Raw genomic sequence first — 15,457 nt, 5'->3', positions numbered from 1 at the left:
TATCAATTACGAAATTCGCATTCCTGGTTTAGCACCACTATCTGGTGATAGTAGGTACACACCTTCATCATCACCTTTACCACTCGCACAAAGCACCATACCTTCAGAAATACCAAAGCGCATTTTACGAGGAGCTAAGTTAGCAATCATAATAGTTAAACGCCCAATTAACACCTCTGGGTCAGGATAAAACTGCTTGATACCTGAAAACACATTACGGGTTTCGTCACCAATATCAAGCGTTAATTGAAGTAATTTATCGGATCCTTCAACAAAGCAAGCATGTTTAATTAAAGCAACGCGCATATCGACTTTAGCAAAATCATCAAAATTAATCGTGTCAGCGATAGGCTCTGCAACTTTAGGTTTTGCCGGTTGGGCTAATGCAGCTTGTTGTTTTGTTTCTTCAATCATGTTTGTAATTTTATCCATATCAATACGATTAAATAAAGCTTTAAACTGATTAATTTTATGACTTGTTAAAGCATTATCAATTTCATTCCATTCTAATTTGCTATTTAAAAATGCTTCTGTACGTTCAGCCAATGAAGGCACAATTGGTTTTAAATAGGTCATTAAGATGCGGAATAAGTGAATTCCCATTGAGCAAATATCTTGCAACACTTGATCTTGCCCTTCTTGTTTAGCAACCACCCAAGGCGCCTTTTCGTCAATATAGCGGTTAGCTTCGTCAGCAAGTGCCATAATTTCACGAATTGCCTTGCCTGATTCGCGTTGTTCAAAATAGTCAGCAATCACTTCTGCTTTTTCAACAAACAAGGAATACAGTTCAGGCTCTGCCACTTTATCTGATAATTTGCCGCCAAAGCGTTTATAAATAAAACCAGCCGAACGCGAAGCAATATTAACAACTTTATTAACTAAATCACTATTTACACGTTGAACAAAGTCTTCTAAATTTAAGTCAATATCATCAATGTGTGACGACAATTTAGCCGCATAATAATAACGTAAACAATCAGGATCTAAATGTTTTAGATAGGTACTTGCTTGAATAAAAGTACCGCGTGATTTAGACATTTTTGCACCATCAACAGTCACATAACCATGTACAAAAATATTGGAAGGCTTGCGATATTCGCTACCTTCAAGCATTGCTGGCCAAAATAAGCTGTGGAAATAAACAATATCTTTACCAATGAAGTGATACAGTTCTGTATTTGAATTTTTGTCCCAAAACTCATCAAAAATTGGTTTATTTTGTTTATTACAGTAATTTAAGAAAGATCCCATATAACCAATTGGCGCATCTAACCAAACGTAAAAATACTTACCTGGAGCATCGGGGATCTCAAATCCAAAATAAGGTGCATCACGACTAATATCCCACGGTTGTAAGCCTGATTCGAACCATTCTTGCATTTTATTAGCAACTTGATCTTGTAATGTTCCTGAGCGAATCCACTCTTGTAACATAGTTGAAAAAGCCGGAAGATCGAAAAAGAAATGTTCAGACTCTTTTAAAATTGGTGTCGCTCCCGAAACCACAGATTTAGGATTAATTAAATCAATCGGATTGTAAGTTGCACTACACACTTCACAGTTATCGCCATATTGATCTGGGGCTTTACAACGTGGACAAGTACCTTTTACAAAGCGATCTGGTAAAAACATCTGTTTTTCAGGATCGAATAGCTGTGAAATAACTTTAGTTTTAATATAACCATTCGCTTTCAAACGTTTATAAATTTGCTCTGATATCTCACGATTTTCTGGGCTATGTGTTGAATGGTAATTATCATAACTAATATTAAAGCCAGAAAAATCACGTTGATGTTCGGTTTTAACTTCACTAATCATTTGCTCTGGAGTAATCCCCAATTGCTGAGCCTTGAGCATAATTGGCGTGCCATGGGCATCATCAGCACAAATAAAATAGATCTCATTACCACGCATACGTTGATAGCGTACCCATACATCAGCTTGAATGTGTTCTAGCATATGACCTAAGTGAATTGCACCATTGGCATAAGGAAGTGCACAAGTCACCAATATTTTGCGTTGAGTTGTCATGTTGATTTATTACCCTTTTTTACATAATGGCAGAAATAGTACATCAATCGTGGGATTATCGCTAGATTTATGCCATAATTTGATAAAATTTATATACTCAATTCATATTTCAAAACAGAAAATAATCATTTTTTATGAGGGTAAACCAATTTACTGTTTACCACCTTATTATTTAAGGTATTTTACGCTTTTAATGCAAGGTAATTGAAAATAAAACGAGTATAAATACTAAGGCATAAAGAGATAACCACAATGAACACTGAAGTAAAAAAAATTCTTGAAAATTTTATTCATTCAACTCTACAAAAAAATTTACTTGAACTCGATGCAATAAAAAAATGCGAAATAGTTAATCACCACTTAACTATAAATTTAACAATGCCTTTCGCTTGGCAATCTACTTTTGAAGAATTGAAAAAAATAACCACTCCAAAATTGCTTAAACTTAACAGCGTTAATGAAGTTGACTGGCATATTGAATATAAAATTGCTACTTTAAAACGTGCTAATAACCAAAATGCCATTAATAATATAAAAAACATTATCGCAATAAGCTCAGGAAAAGGCGGTGTGGGCAAATCATCAACAGCGGTCAATCTTGCGCTAGCTTTACAAAAACAAGGCGCTAAAGTGGGGATCTTAGATGCAGATATTTATGGCCCTTCGATCCCAACCATGCTAGGTACAGAAAACCAACAACCCTTAACACCCGATAATAAACATATGACACCAATCATGGCATATGGGCTTGCAAGTAATTCCATTGGTTATTTGGTTGATCCTAATGGTGCTATGGTATGGCGTGGACCTATGGCAAGTAAAGCACTATTACAGATTTTACAAGATACGCTTTGGCCAGAACTCGACTATCTTGTCATTGATATGCCGCCAGGTACTGGGGATATCCAATTAACGCTTGCGCAAAACATTCCAGTTACTGCTGCTGTGATTATCACAACTCCTCAAGATATTGCTTTAATCGATGCAAAAAAAGGTATTACCATGTTTAATAAAGTAAACATCCCAACACTAGGAATTATTGAAAACATGAGTTACCACATTTGCGAACATTGTGGACATCATGAGGCCATCTTTGGTGAAGGTGGTGCAAAACATTTAGCTGAGCAATATCAAACCAAATTGCTAGGGCAAATTCCACTTCAAAAAATGTTACGCCAAGATCTTGATACAGGAAAGCCCACTGTCATTAACCACCCTGATAGCGAATTTAGCCAACTTTATTATCAAATTGCAGGCAGTATTGCTAGTGAGTTATATTGGCAAGGTGAAGCGATTTTGCCTGATATTGCTTTTAAGACATTGTAACTTAAAAATCCAACTATTGGCTGTAAAAACAGCCAATACTAATTACATATCATTTCTATTAATTCGATAACTACTCAAATTTATTCATCATTTTGAACAATAACATTATTAACAATAATAGAAATCGGCTAATTCATCACTTAAAACAAATTCAAGTATTGTTCAGAAGTTGTTTTAGTTCTATATTGGAACAGTTCTAAATCTATTTATCCCTAACAAGTGCAACAACTCCAATTCATTGGAAGACATTACACTGTCAACAACGTGATTCGTCACAACACTAAGGAAAATGTTATGCAAAAAAGAGTTAATGAAATCACCATGCGCGGAGCACCTATTACTTTGTTAGGCACACAAATTAAAGTTGGCGACACAGCGCCCAATTTTATCGTGCAAGATTTAAAAATGAAGCCCATTAAATTGTCCGATTTTAAAGGTAAAATCAGAATTATTAATTCGGTTCCATCCATTGATACCTCAGTATGTAGTGCTCAAGTGCATCGCTTTAACGTCGAAGCGGCAAAATTAAAAGACACAGTGATATTTTCAATTAGCGTCGATCTACCTTTTGCCTTAAATCGCTACTGTGCTGCTGAAGGTATTGATGCCGTTAAAGTCACCTCAGATCATAAAGAACTCAACTTTGGTTTAAAATATGGAGTTGTTATTGAAGAGTTGCGATTACTTTCTCGAGCTGTATTTGTCATTGATAAAAACGACAAAATTGTTTATGTGGAATATGTCAAAGAAACCTCTTCTGAACCTGATTATGACAAAGTCCTAGCTGCAGCTAAAGCACTAGAATAAATCGCTATAATGAAACATCGCCCTCAAATACTAATATTGGTGGCGATTAAGTTTAAGATTTATTCTTAGCAACTATTTAATAGACAAACATATTCAGTTATAATCAAAAGTAATCTAATATTCCCTCCAAAATCTTAATCATGAATAATAGTATTAACCGATCTCGGGTTTGGTCATCAATTCTTTGTCTTGCATTTGCGGCATTTATTTTTAATACAACGGAATTTGTACCTGTCGGGCTATTACCCAATATTGCTGAAAGCTTTTCAATGGACGTAGCTCATGCGGGATTATTACTCACCATTTATGCGTGGGCTGTCTCGCTATTATCATTGCCACTCACAGTATTAACATCAAAAATGGAACGAAGGAAGCTACTTATCCTTTTATTTTGCCTATTTATAGGTAGTCATATTTTAGCTGGAGTCGCATGGAATTTTTACAGCTTAATGATAGCAAGAATTGGTATTGCTTGTGCACATGCGGTATTTTGGGCAATTACAACACCACTTGCAGTTCGGTTAGCGCCCAATGGTAAAAAAGCTAAAGCAATGGGCTTTATTGTTATTGGCGTATCGATGGCAACCATTCTAGGCATTCCAATTGGCACCATCATAGGACAACTCGTTGGCTGGCGCGTGACTTTTTTATGTATTGCTGGTATCGCTTTTTGCGTGATGATATTACTACTCCGCTTATTGCCTACTGTACCAAGCATGGATATTATCTCTATCAAAGATATTCCAATGGTATTAAAACGCCCAATACTGCTAAACATTTATTTATTAATTGCCATTATTATTGCAGGTCACTTTACTGCCTATACCTATATTACGCCATTCATGAAAAATATTGGTGGATTTAACCAAAATGTTATCGTCCTTTTATTATTAGTTGTAGGTTTTTCTGGAATGATTGGTAGCGTTATTTTTGCAAAATATGCTGAAAAAAATCCAACCGCAATTTTCATCATCCCTATGCTATTACTGATTACTTGCTTATTATCGCTTTATGTCTGTTCATTAACGCTTTATACTGCAATTATTCAATGTTTGATTTGGGGACTTTCCATTACAATTATTGGAATGGTTATGCAAAGTAAAGTAATTGATGCCGCACCCGATGCCACAGATATAGCCACTTCAGTCTATTCTGGTATTTTCAATATTGGAATAGGAGGCGGTGCTTTTATAGGCAGTAAGGTATTAATTTTACTTTCAATTGATTACATTGGTTATGTTGGTGCGTGTTTTGTCATCATCGCACTATTATTATTCTACTTTTTATCTAGAAAATTATGGAATAATAAAACGGTTATTTAAAAAAGGGTTATGTAAAAAATATTATATAAAAACCTTAGGGTAAGGAAACAGCATTATTTATTTTATAACACAAATAAATAATGCTGAAAAATACTAACACTTACCTTATGATTTGCTTAAAGACTCTAACTGTTCCCATCTTTCAAAAACAGCTTCTAATTCAGCCTCTTTATCTGCCAAAGATTGTAAAATTGGACTAGTAATTTCATGAGTTTGATTAAAAAAGTCACTTTGACCAATTTGTGCTTGTAAATCAGTAATCTCTAATTCTAATTGTTCTATTTTGCTTAGTAATTGTGCCAATTCTCGTTGTTCATTATAACTCAGTTTAACTTTCTTTTTAGCGGTTCGCTCACTACTTTGATTATTAGTAGCAGATAATTCTTTTTTAGGTTGCTCAAGTTTATTAACTGTCGTTACTTTAACTGGTTGTGCTTGCTGCTGTTGTTGCAGAGCATCGGCATAACCACCAGCATAAACACCAATATGGCCTTTTTCTTCAAAAAACCAACATTGAGTGACCACATTATCAACAAATTGCCGATCATGACTAACCAACAAGACAGTTCCTTGATAATCATTCACTAACTCTTCTAGCAATTCTAATGTTTCAATATCAAGATCATTGGTCGGTTCATCAAGTATTAATAAATTGCTAGGTTTTAAAAATAGTTTAGCCAGCAATAAACGATTACGCTCCCCACCAGACAGTGCTCGTACAGGTGTTCTGGCACGTTTAGGCGGAAATAAAAAGTCCTGTAAATAACCAAGTACATGGCGTGAACGACCATTTACCATTACCTCTTGTTTACCTTCGGCTAAATTGTCCATCACTGTTTTTTCAGGATCGAGCTCTAACCGATACTGGTCAAAATAAGCCACTTCAAGCTTAGTGCCACAATGCACATTACCTGATGTTGGCTCTAAATTACCTAACATCAATTTAAGTAACGTTGTTTTACCAATTCCATTAGGGCCAATCAGTGCTATCTTATCACCACGCAATACTTGCACACTAAAATCATTCACGAGTAACTTATCTTCAACTTGATAAGTTACATTATCAAGTTCAAAAACAATTTTTCCTGAACGTAATGCCTCCTCGATTTGCATTTTAGCACTACCCATAACTTGGCGACGCTCATTATATTCTTGGCGCATTGCTTTTAATGCCCGAACTCGCCCTTCATTACGAGTACGACGAGCTTTAATACCTTGCCGAATCCAGACCTCTTCTTGGGCAAGTTTTTTATCGAATTCTGCATTTTGCAACGCTTCAACACGCAATGCTTCTTCTTTACCAAGCAAATAGTTATCATAATTCCCACTCCAAGACGCAATTTTACCTCGATCCAGATCAATAATACGCGTTGCCATTTGACGAATAAACGAACGATCATGGGAAATGAACACAATACTGCCATTAAAACTTTTCAAAAAATCTTCCAACCATTTAATGGTTTGAATATCCAAATGATTGGTTGGTTCATCAAGCAATAAAACTGTTGGCTGACAAACCAACGCTTTGGCTAATGCGGCTTTACGCAACCACCCACCCGATAACGAAGACAACAACGCATCACCATCAAGCGATAATGAAGAAATAACATTACGAATACGGCTATCTAATTGCCAACCATTTTGATGATCTAACTGTTCTTGCATTTTAGCTAATTTATCTAAATTACTTTCGCAAGGATCGTGCTCAACACGATGAGCTAAATCATAGTAATCTCGTAATAACTGTGCTTGTTCGTGTAATCCTTCTGCCACAAAATCAAACACACTACCTTGCACATCACGAGGAGGATCTTGTTGCAATCGTGAAACAATCACATTATTTTCATAAATAATTTGCCCTTCGTCTAATGGCACTTCTTTATTTAAAACTTTAAGTAAAGTCGATTTTCCAGCACCGTTACGGCCAACAAGACAAACACGCTCATTTGGCTCAATAGACATATCGATATGATCAAGCAACGGCGCATCACTAAATGAAAGATAAGCATTGGTAAGATTAATTAATGACATAGTTATTGGTGGTTTTTATTTAGATATTAAGTAATAAAACATTATTCTATCATAAAGTGACCAAAGGCAACTAAAGCAAATACAAAAGATAAACCAATATATAAGAATTACTGGCATTATTTATACTTTCATTGTAACTACCTCAAACTTAGTACACAACTGACGTAGAAAATGAAGCTGCCTGTTTTAATGTTTTATATTTGAACAGTGTCATGTTATTTAATGCATCATGCGGTCTTTCGGTGTTATACTTCGGTTATTTGCCTTGCTTGCGCTAAGTTGTTAAAAAGATATAAATCGAGTACTTTAGTACGATAGGTACGATTAAATCGTTCAATATAGCCATTTTGGTAAGGGCTACCGAGCTCCATATAATCAATGGCTATATCATGTGGATCGACTACACTAATTCATACAACTTTTTTAATGAGTAAGGTAAATTTATCAGTAAAGGAACATGCTAGATGACACGATTAAAAAAAAATATCGATATTTTGAATATTCTTACTTATAAAATTAAAAGTTGGGATAGACAAAATGATCTTATAGAACTATCAGAGCTAATATCTGATTTAGAAAAATTTAGTAGAAAAGAAAGATCTTTGTACTATAAAGAGTTTTTTTCCGATGTTGCATTGGCTGAAAAATTAATATACTTGTATAAAAATGAAAATTTAACCAAAGAAGCTACTATAAATATAGTATCTTGCATAGGAAATATGATAAAAGGATATAATCTCCCCCCTTTAGATAATTTTTTTAAATTTTTTAATGAATTGAAAAATGTTAAGAAAATAGATTACTATGTTTCTTTATTTATTACTAATTTCCCACAGTTTTATATGGAGGATAAAAAATGGGATTATATCTTATCAATTTTAAATATCAGTCCAAAAGCGAAATCAGAAAGAAATTTTTACATTGAAATAAAAAAGATTTTAAATCGTAATGAATGCATTCCAGACAATTACTTAGATAAATTTATAGCTTCTTTTGAAAAAATGTATAATAAAGCTAAAAATGATTTTTACAAAAATGATTATAAGGAAATACTTTTGAAGTTAAGTAAATTAAAATGAATCTTATAAATTATATATTTATATTGGAATCAGAAAGATGGATAGACCTGTAATTGCTATGATATTTAAGTCTTCAGTTGAAGTCAAAGCTAAAGAAATCAGAATTCCAGGGAAATGTGGCGGCGATAAATGAGAAAATTATATTTCCTAAAATACGGTGATCCTCGCCAAAATATTAGACAGTGCCCGCCTCTATTATTTTTCGTTTTGGTAATATTGTTGTTCATATTATTCAGGTGATACCCAGCCATTGGCTGAATGACGGCGTATCCGATTATAATAGATTTCAATATATTCAAATAGTGCTTTATTAGCCAGTTTCCTCGTTTTGTAGTAATAGTCATGAATAATGTGTGTTTTGAGTGTATGAAAAAAACTTTCAACAACCGCATTATCAAAGCACTTTCCTCTTCGACTCATGCTTTGCCTTAGCCCATATTGTAACAATAATTGCTTGAAATCAGCACTGTAATATTGGCTTCCTTGGTCACTATGAATGAGTACATTTTTAGGAAATTGACGCCGAAATAAGGCTTGTTTTAATGTATTACACACTAAATGGCGGTCTATGTAGTGTGGAATGACCACACCTGTTCAAACAACAAAATTAAGGGGTAGCTATTTGTTAAATTCTACCTCAGGCAAATAGCTTAACAAGGCGTTAGTTTTGTTTTCTTATGTATATTCCTTACAGTAGCTTCTCAAATTACTGTAAACAACGCTAGTAAATCCTACAAATAAAGACTATTACACCTTATGATATCAATTTGCATTTAAATTAAGTTTTTATTCAAATAAGCAAGCATCCTAGAAAGAGCTTACCAAATTATGATAGAATCACGTCCCATGATGCAAAATAATGTATTTGTTATAGCAATCATGAAATAAATAGCAAGCAAGCAAACAAAACACCATTATCATGAATAAACATGTAATTCCGATCTTGTTGATAATGTAATGAATACTAATAATAGAGTTATTAAATACCATAAAAAAATGAAAATTACTTTAGTAAGTAAAATAGACGAGAATTTAGTAGAGTTCAAATCTGATTTAGGATGTGGTGTTGCGATTTGGGACAATAGTAAATCATTATCAAACACATATTATAATATTGAATTAGAAATCGATGATTTTTTTGAGTGGGGTAAGAATATAACTCTTGAAAAAATACCTGGGTATGGCTTTTATTTAATTAATAACAACATGTTTTTCAAGGCTAAAGTGATATCTTGTGAAGATACAGGTATTTTAGTTTTGTCACTAGGAAAAGATATTATTTTTATAGAAACATCTGGCACATGCGAAATAAACAGCTATGTATCATTTTTTACAACTTCGGATAATGTTATGTTATTCTCGATAGAACTGTAATATTTAAAAATTGGATACTATAAACTAATTCTGCTATCCATTTCTGCATACTTTACCTGACTCAAGCAAAAAATTATGTTGGATGGCAACAAATTTTTCAGACAATATAAAAATCTACGAATGATTTTGAAAAGTTATTTTGTTCCATGCTGTGTAGCAATAAAAAATGAAAGATAAAGACAAATATTCTATAGAATGGCTCCGCTTAAAAGAGTCTGAAAAAAAATTATTTTCAGCTAAATACTACTTCAAAAAATCAAATCTGTATTTTGATCAATTATTATTTGCTCTTAAAATTCTGTCAGAACAAGGAACAGCACTAAGGTTTGTAAGAGATGAAGATTTTGACGACAAAGAGCTAGATAATTTAATTCCTATTGTCATAGAAATATCAATAGGCGGCAATATAGATCATATTCCAATAGCTAGAGATATATTATTCAAATATAGACATAATAATATTGTAAAGAAAACACTACCAAAAATGGTTTTAAAATATCTCGATTCTTCTGATGATTTCATATATAGAAGAATTGCAGAATTGCTATTAGAATTGAATTACAAAGAGTTAAAAAACTCTTTTATTAACAAATGTAAAAAGAGTGAGAATAAAGATATAGTTGAGATATATAACGATTTTTATGAAAAATATAAATGAAGTTATTCTCATAAAGGAAAACCAATGGCAGGGTTAAAGAATTCTAATTGATGCTTTGCAAAAATTTGATAATTCATATTATAGATTTTGAAAAGAAATAACAAACGCAACTGAAACAGGCAATTTTATTAATTATGTGGATATCTCAAAAGCTACTGTAAATACCAAATTTTTAGCACAAAACTCACGTAGAAAATTACACTGCCTGTTATCGTGTTTAAATTCAATAGGCGTCATATTATAAATATCTTGATGCTTTATTAGATTACATTTTAATTCTTCTACTAAACTAACATTAATTTTCATTACCACCAAACTTTTCTGATTATTAATAAACTAACCCAATATTCATCTAACTAATATCAGCCTTTATTTCCCACTATTACAATTAGTCGGTATAATGCCAGCAATTTTATTGTTAAGTGGATTATGCATGAAAACGCTATTTGCCAGTACATCTCGCGGGCTTGAAGAGTTATTAAAAAAAGAGTTAGAACAAATTGGTGCAATTAATTGTAAAATTGCACAAGGTGGTGTTTATTTTGATGCCGATGACAAAACGCTATATCAATCATTATTATGGTCGCGTTTGGCATCTCGCATTTTACTACCTATTGCCGAGTTCGACATCTATAGCGATTTGGATCTGTACTCTTGTGTGTTTAATATTAAATGGCCAGATATTTTTGATGTTGATAACTCTTTCGTGATTAATTTTGTTGGCGTAAACGAATTTATCCGTAATAGTCAATATGGTGCGCTAAAGATCAAAGATGCTATTGTTGATCACTTTTTGCGTCATACTAATGAACGTCCTAATGTAGCAAAACAAGATCCCGATATTCGACTTCATGCTTATTTAAATAAAAACCGTGTCACACTATCTTTAGATCTAAGTGGTAATAGTTTACATGAGCGTGGTTATCGAGAGCAAACAGGGAAAGCCCCACTAAAAGAAAGCCTAGCGGCAGCTATTATTATGCGTTCTGGTTGGAAAATAACTGAGCCATTGCTCGATCCGATGTGTGGTTCAGGTACATTACTAATTGAAGCGGCAATGATTGCATCACAAATCCCACCCGGTTTACATCGTAAACAGTGGGGATTTTTTGCTTGGAAAGGCTTTAACCCGACACTGTGGAACGAATTGCTTTTCACTGCAAAGCATAACGTATCCAAAACAAACACACCATTTATCGGTTATGATAATAATGCGACGGTACTTGAACGAGCTAAACAAAATGCTCTTCAAGCAGGTGTGGGGGATTTAATTACATTTTCGATGCAAGATGTGACACAACTGACCAATCCATTGCCAACTGAAACGGTAGGCATGATCATCAGTAATCCACCTTATGGAGAACGCTTAGAAAGCGAACCTGCGCTTATAGCTTTGCATACGGCACTTGGTCGACAAATCAAACAAAATTTTGGTGGATGGCGTTTATCATTATTTAGCGGTGCACCACAATTGTTAGATTGCTTGCAAATGAGAGCAGAAAGACAATTCAAAGCAAAAAATGGCGCTCTCGACTGTATACAAAAAAATTATGTCATTGCTAAGCGTAACACTGAAGAAGCAATCACAAATTTTACTATGCCTGCGGATGATTTTGCTAACCGATTACGCAAAAATAAACAAAAGTTAGAAAAATGGGCTGCTCAAGAACAACTGGAATGTTATCGGCTTTATGATGCAGATTTGCCTGAATACAATGTCGCTATCGATCGTTATAAAGATAAAATAGTGATGCAAGAATACGCAGCGCCAAAAAACATCGATCCACAAAAAACTCGCCAACGGCTTTTTGATACTATAAATGCCACCATGTCAGTGCTTGAGCTTACCGCCGATCAGTTAGTATTAAAAACAAGAGAAAAGCAAAAAGGCAAACAGCAATACCAAAAACTAGGACAAAAACAGGACTATTTTTTAGTCCATGAATACCCGATTAATCAGCGCAAAACCGCATTTTGGGTTAATGTGACCGATTATTTAGATACAGGACTGTTTTTAGATCATCGCTTAGCACGAAAAATGATTGGTGAAATGAGTGCAGGCAAAGACTTTCTAAACCTATTTGCCTATACAGGTAGTGCAACGGTTTATGCTGGACTTGGCGGAGCAAAATCAACCACCACGGTCGATATGTCTCGCACCTATTTGGAATGGGCAGATCGTAATTTAAAACAAAATGGTTTAACAGGTAAAAAACATCGATTAATTCAGGCGGATTGTTTGCTCTATTTATCTCAAGCTGATGAGCAATTCGATTTAATTTTTATCGATCCGCCGACATTTTCAAACTCGAAACGAATGAACGATACCTTTGATGTTCAGCGCGATCATCTAAAATTGATGACGGATTTAAAACGTCTGTTAAGACCTAATGGTACTATCATTTTCTCCAACAATAAGCGTGGTTTTAAAATGGATAATATTGGTATGCAAAACCTAGGGCTAACCTATCAAGAAATTACCAATAAAACGCTATCGCTTGATTTTAAGCGCAATAAACAAATTCACTGCTGTTTTATCGTAAAACATCAATAAACACAAACCGCCATAAGGCGGTTAATTCATTAAAATTATGACAAAATAAAACATTCAACAAAATTAAAAACTTTACTGAGCATTTTTAATCAAAATTAAACCATTTCAGCTGGGTTTGATTTGCTAAATAATATATAAGCAGTAATCACTAATAATAAAATTCAATCTTGTGAAAAAGTTTCAGGAAACTATACGTTTTAGTATATTTTTCTCTTACCACCTTCCAGAAGAGTGATCTTAATCACAAAAACAAAAAATAGACCCATTTTAACAATGTGATACTCATCACACTTATCAATTTTTTTTAATGAATTGAATAACTAAATCCTTCTACAATAACAGCATGATGATTATACAATCAATAAGGAAAGTTTTATATTATGACAAGTTCAAACATCAAATTAAAAGTTCAAAATTTTGGACGATTTTTAAGTAATATGGTCATGCCAAATATCGGCGCATTTATTGCTTGGGGATTTATTACCGCTATTTTTATTCCAACGGGCTGGTACCCAAACGAAACCATTGCCAAGTTAGTTAGCCCGATGATCACTTACTTATTACCACTGTTGATTGGTTATACTGGTGGTAAATTAGTTCACGGTGAACGAGGCGCCGTTGTCGGTGCAATTACGACAATGGGGGTCATTGTTGGTGCAGATATTCCGATGTTCTTAGGTGCTATGATAGTCGGACCACTTGGTGGCTGGGTAATAAAACAATTTGATAAAACCATAGACGGAAAAGTCAAAAGTGGCTTTGAAATGTTAGTCAATAATTTTTCAGCTGGTATTATTGGCATGCTACTTGCATTGCTTTCTTTTTTTGCAATTGGACCTTCTGTCGTTGTTGCATCAAGTAAATTAACTCTTGCTGTTAATTTCTTAGTTGAGCATAACTTACTACCTTTAACTTCAATTATTATTGAACCTGCCAAGATTCTTTTCTTAAATAATGCAATTAACCACGGAATATTCTCACCATTAGGTATTCAACAAGCAGCAGAGCATTCTCAATCTATTTTCTTTTTAATCGAAGCAAATCCTGGTCCTGGATTAGGTTTATTACTTGCTTATATGTTGCTTGGTAAAGGTTCTGCAAAAAGTTCAGCCAGTGGTGCAGCAATCATTCATTTTTTTGGGGGAATTCATGAAATTTATTTCCCATATGTATTAATGAACCCTCGCCTTATTATTGCAGTGATTTTAGGTGGAATGACCGGAGTATTTACTTTAACACTATTTGGTGCCGGTTTAAGTTCACCAGCATCGCCAGGATCAATCATCGCCGTTCTTGCGGTCACACCAAAATCATCAATGTTTGGCGTAATTATTTCTGTCATTGCAGCAACAATGGTTACTTTTATCGTTTCCGCTATTTTATTAAAAACCACCAAAGAAGCAGATAAAAGCCTTGAAGAGGCAAAGTCGAATATTTCTGAAATGAAAAATGAATCAAAAGGAATTGTAAATGGTACACTTGATCTTACTAAAGTTAAAAAAATTATAGTGGCTTGTGACGCAGGAATGGGCTCAAGTGCTATGGGCGCAGGAGTATTACGCAAAAAAGTTCAAGATGCAGATTTGGATATTTTTGTCACTAATGTTGCGATTAATAATCTACCTGATGATGTTGATATTGTTATCACACATAAAGATTTAACTGATCGAGCAAAACAACATGCACCAAATGCACATCATATTTCATTAACTAACTTTTTAGATAGTCAATTATATAGCCAACTCGTGGCGGATCTTTTAAGTTCTCAAGCAAGTAGTGCCACAATAGAAACTACATTAGAAAACAATCAAACGACTGATACTATTCCGCTATTTAAATTATCACAACAAAATATCTTTTTAGGGTTAACCGCTAGAAATAAAGAAGAAGCCATTCGTTTTGCAGGGCAAAAATTGGTTGATAATGGTTATGTCACACCAACTTACATTGAAGCAATGCTAGAGCGTGAAAAATTAACATCAACTTATTTAGGAGAATCAATAGCCGTTCCACATGGCACTATTGAATCAAAAGACGATGTTATTAAAACTGGTATCGTATTTTGCCAATACCCTGTTGGGGTTCAATTTGGTGATGGAGAAGATGATAAAGCAAAAATTGTGATTGGTATTGCTGCTCACAATAATGAACATCTTGATGTCATAGCAAAACTGACTAATGCATTAGATGATGAAACTATTATTGCAAAATTAGCAACGACAAATAATATTGAGGAAGTTTTAGCAATACTAAGTTAACCTATTTCTACTTC

General features: G+C 33.9%; 10 protein-coding genes and 2 pseudogenes. 8 read left to right on the top strand and 4 right to left on the bottom strand.

Annotated elements, in window-relative coordinates:
• Window positions 1-6 precede the first annotated feature (6 nt).
• On the bottom strand, window positions 7-2,034 hold the full coding sequence (metG, locus tag ACGH80_RS08835; RefSeq protein WP_296301299.1) for a methionine--tRNA ligase: 2,028 nt from the start codon (window positions 2,032-2,034) through the stop codon (window positions 7-9).
• Between the two features lie 252 nt (window positions 2,035-2,286).
• Between metG and apbC the strand changes: the two genes are divergently transcribed.
• The 3 genes from apbC to ACGH80_RS08820 all read left to right on the top strand — a co-directional run bounded on the left by apbC (window position 2,287) and on the right by ACGH80_RS08820 (window position 5,489).
• Window positions 2,287-3,360 (top strand): iron-sulfur cluster carrier protein ApbC, encoded by a 1,074-nt coding sequence (gene apbC, locus ACGH80_RS08830; RefSeq protein ID WP_411578181.1) that lies wholly within the window; start codon window positions 2,287-2,289, stop codon window positions 3,358-3,360.
• 294 nt (window positions 3,361-3,654) lie between these two features.
• Entirely contained in the window at window positions 3,655-4,167 is a 513-nt protein-coding gene (gene tpx / locus ACGH80_RS08825; protein ID WP_085166029.1) for a thiol peroxidase, read from the top strand.
• A gap of 140 nt (window positions 4,168-4,307) precedes the next feature.
• Window positions 4,308-5,489, top strand: a complete 1,182-nt coding sequence (locus tag ACGH80_RS08820; protein ID WP_034915274.1) for a sugar transporter — start codon at window positions 4,308-4,310, stop codon at window positions 5,487-5,489.
• A gap of 105 nt (window positions 5,490-5,594) precedes the next feature.
• On the opposite strand, the gene ACGH80_RS08815 is transcribed toward ACGH80_RS08820, so the two are convergent.
• Both ACGH80_RS08815 and ACGH80_RS08810 read right to left on the bottom strand, forming a co-directional pair.
• Window positions 5,595-7,520 (bottom strand): ABC transporter ATP-binding protein, encoded by a 1,926-nt coding sequence (locus ACGH80_RS08815; protein ID WP_411630970.1) that lies wholly within the window; start codon window positions 7,518-7,520, stop codon window positions 5,595-5,597.
• Window positions 7,521-7,668: 148 nt separating this feature from the next.
• Window positions 7,669-7,906: pseudogene (locus tag ACGH80_RS08810) on the bottom strand (integrase core domain-containing protein); the annotation flags it as partial.
• Between the two features lie 78 nt (window positions 7,907-7,984).
• Between ACGH80_RS08810 and ACGH80_RS08805 the strand changes: the two are divergent.
• Entirely contained in the window at window positions 7,985-8,599 is a 615-nt protein-coding gene (locus ACGH80_RS08805) for a hypothetical protein (RefSeq protein ID WP_174798609.1), read from the top strand.
• 228 nt (window positions 8,600-8,827) lie between these two features.
• Here ACGH80_RS08805 and ACGH80_RS08800 read toward each other — a convergent pair.
• A pseudogene (locus ACGH80_RS08800) lies at window positions 8,828-9,175 on the bottom strand (DDE-type integrase/transposase/recombinase); the annotation flags it as partial.
• 381 nt (window positions 9,176-9,556) lie between these two features.
• Here ACGH80_RS08800 and ACGH80_RS08795 point away from each other — a divergent pair.
• From ACGH80_RS08795 to ACGH80_RS08780, 4 genes are all read left to right on the top strand, one after another.
• Window positions 9,557-9,973 carry a hypothetical protein gene (locus tag ACGH80_RS08795; RefSeq protein ID WP_411630968.1) on the top strand — a complete coding sequence of 139 codons (417 nt, stop codon included), beginning with the start codon at window positions 9,557-9,559 and terminating at the stop codon, window positions 9,971-9,973.
• A gap of 166 nt (window positions 9,974-10,139) precedes the next feature.
• Window positions 10,140-10,631: a hypothetical protein gene (locus ACGH80_RS08790; protein WP_085164009.1), complete on the top strand. Its 492-nt coding sequence runs from the start codon at window positions 10,140-10,142 to the stop codon at window positions 10,629-10,631.
• A gap of 433 nt (window positions 10,632-11,064) precedes the next feature.
• Complete coding sequence (gene rlmKL, locus ACGH80_RS08785) at window positions 11,065-13,185, top strand: bifunctional 23S rRNA (guanine(2069)-N(7))-methyltransferase RlmK/23S rRNA (guanine(2445)-N(2))-methyltransferase RlmL (protein ID WP_411630967.1); 2,121 nt, start codon at window positions 11,065-11,067, stop codon at window positions 13,183-13,185.
• A gap of 380 nt (window positions 13,186-13,565) precedes the next feature.
• Window positions 13,566-15,443 carry a PTS mannitol transporter subunit IICBA gene (locus ACGH80_RS08780; protein ID WP_411630964.1) on the top strand — a complete coding sequence of 626 codons (1,878 nt, stop codon included), beginning with the start codon at window positions 13,566-13,568 and terminating at the stop codon, window positions 15,441-15,443.
• Window positions 15,444-15,457 lie beyond the last annotated feature (14 nt).

Source organism: Gilliamella sp. BG1, from assembly GCF_046635625.1.
Classification (GTDB): Bacteria; Pseudomonadota; Gammaproteobacteria; order Enterobacterales; family Orbaceae; genus Gilliamella; species Gilliamella bombi.
This window is presented reverse-complemented; position numbering and strand designations above follow the sequence as displayed.

Excerpts from the sequence above, each read along its gene's own strand:
- metG (WP_296301299.1), bottom strand. The coding sequence starts at position 2,034 with ATGACAACTCAACGCAAAATATTGGTGACTTGTGCACTTCCTTATGCC.
- ACGH80_RS08815 (WP_411630970.1), bottom strand. The coding sequence starts at position 7,520 with ATGTCATTAATTAATCTTACCAATGCTTATCTTTCATTTAGTGATGCG.
- rlmKL (WP_411630967.1), top strand. The coding sequence starts at position 11,065 with ATGAAAACGCTATTTGCCAGTACATCTCGCGGGCTTGAAGAGTTATTA.
- ACGH80_RS08790 (WP_085164009.1), top strand. The coding sequence starts at position 10,140 with ATGAAAGATAAAGACAAATATTCTATAGAATGGCTCCGCTTAAAAGAG.
- ACGH80_RS08780 (WP_411630964.1), top strand. The coding sequence starts at position 13,566 with ATGACAAGTTCAAACATCAAATTAAAAGTTCAAAATTTTGGACGATTT.
- ACGH80_RS08795 (WP_411630968.1), top strand. The coding sequence starts at position 9,557 with ATGAATACTAATAATAGAGTTATTAAATACCATAAAAAAATGAAAATT.
- apbC (WP_411578181.1), top strand. The coding sequence starts at position 2,287 with ATGAACACTGAAGTAAAAAAAATTCTTGAAAATTTTATTCATTCAACT.
- ACGH80_RS08805 (WP_174798609.1), top strand. The coding sequence starts at position 7,985 with ATGACACGATTAAAAAAAAATATCGATATTTTGAATATTCTTACTTAT.
- ACGH80_RS08820 (WP_034915274.1), top strand. The coding sequence starts at position 4,308 with ATGAATAATAGTATTAACCGATCTCGGGTTTGGTCATCAATTCTTTGT.
- tpx (WP_085166029.1), top strand. The coding sequence starts at position 3,655 with ATGCAAAAAAGAGTTAATGAAATCACCATGCGCGGAGCACCTATTACT.